The 1,606-nt window shown below is 31.3% G+C and carries 3 protein-coding genes; all 3 read right to left on the bottom strand.

From position 1 onward, the window contains the following. Nucleotides 1-575: 575 nt before the first annotated feature. On the bottom strand, nucleotides 576-746 hold the full coding sequence (locus IBJ83_RS08330; RefSeq protein ID WP_002322958.1) for a hypothetical protein: 171 nt from the start codon (nucleotides 744-746) through the stop codon (nucleotides 576-578). Between the two features lie 15 nt (nucleotides 747-761). Next, a complete protein-coding gene (locus IBJ83_RS08335; protein WP_002322957.1) occupies nucleotides 762-1,232 on the bottom strand; it encodes a MerR family transcriptional regulator in 471 nt (156 codons plus the stop codon). Between the two features lie 9 nt (nucleotides 1,233-1,241). After that, a partial coding sequence (locus IBJ83_RS08340) for a hypothetical protein (RefSeq protein WP_456299559.1) occupies nucleotides 1,242-1,606 on the bottom strand: 365 nt, incomplete at its 5' end.

Genomic DNA, 1,606 nt, shown 5'->3' on the forward strand with positions numbered 1-1,606 from the left:
TTGAATAACTGGTTCGTCTAACACATAGTAGTACTCATCATCAGAATAAGTGGCTATATCAGAAATGTTGTTCTCATTAGCGAATACCGCTCCGCTAGGAGTAATAGCAGAACCAAAAGTTAAAATAGAAGTAGATAATAAAAAGGTTTTAAATAACTGTTTTTTCATCAAAATCACCTCGAATATAAGATACTTAAGAAAACGCTTTCTTTATATAATTAGAATAATCAGGAAATTTAATGTTGTCAAGAGGGTTTATTTTATAAAAGCTGTTATATTAAAGGTTAGTAGACATAATGTCGACTATGCCAAGTAGCCCTTGTATCAACCGATACAGAGGCTCAATTTTTGATTTTGGATTTGTCTATGGAAAAAGCTCTTTTTAAGGCTTTAATTTTCGCGGTTATCTATATCTAATTCTTTGTGCATTTTTATCTGTCATTTTTTAAAGACTTGTTATTTTTGAGAGGATTTGATACGCTTTGTTTGTATCTCATTTTCATCTAATAAATGGTTTATGTTGCTAAACTAGGATAATCTCATTTTGGGCTGCTCGTTAGAGCAGTCTTTTTTTATTATTTATCCGTTTCTTTTACAAATAACTCTTCGTTAGGACTGTTGTAATAATTTGGATTCAATTTCAATTCACCATGTTTATTTCCTTTATTGATCACTGACAATAACATCGGACTGAAGCCTAGAATTCCTAGTAAAATAGAACCAAATATGAGCTTTTTTCTTGTCATGAATGTTTCCTCCAGTTATTTCCATAGTTTCCACCATTTTTGCTTCTTCTTTGTTTGTTTTTCTATCGATTCTGTTTCTTCAGAAAGAGTAGTTGATTCATTTTCTGAAGTTTCTTCCGTATAAACTAATTGTAACCGTTTTTGTAGTTTGTCGATTTGTTGATTTGCCTGCAAGGTGAGTTGTTGTTGCTGGTCGAGTAATTTTTGTTGTATTTCTATGACCCCTTGTAAATGATCAATTTGTTTGTTTTTTTCTTTTAATTCTGCAATTAAAATACTATCAACTAAACTGTCAACTTCAGTATCAACTTCATTTATTTGGTTGATACTATTTTTTATAAACTCTTGAGCTTTTGCTGATATTACGTATTTTCCACCTATCAACTTAGGTGTCAACTTGGTTGGCAGTTTATCAAAATACTTTCTAATGGCTTGTTTGCTGACACCTAGTTCTTCTGCAAATTCTTTTATTGATTTATCTGTCATGAATACTCCTTAGTCTTTAAATAAGTTTTGAAGATTATCAAGTAAGTCTTTTCTTAGTTCTAGAGGAATATCGGAATTGTTGTCTAACTTTTGTTTATCCGTTTCGTTTTCTCTATTTTTTTGTTGTTTTTCTAACTCTTCTAACTGTTGTAAAAGTTCTAATTTTCGCTTTTGTTCCTTAATTCTTTCTTGTAATGAAGTAGTTTCTTTTTCGTGTTGAGTTTGTCGATTAGCTAGTTCTAAAGCCCGATTTTGTTCTTCTTTGGTTGGTGCATGTTTGTTAAAGTCGTCTGCTTTTTTGATTTCTGGTTTAAATGTGAATTGGTAGCCAATGACAGGCTTCCCACGGCCTTTTCCGTATTTCTTTTTGATTG

Origin of the sequence: Parvimonas parva (assembly GCF_016552165.1) — a bacterium.
Classification (GTDB): domain Bacteria; phylum Bacillota; class Clostridia; order Tissierellales; family Peptoniphilaceae; genus Parvimonas; species Parvimonas parva.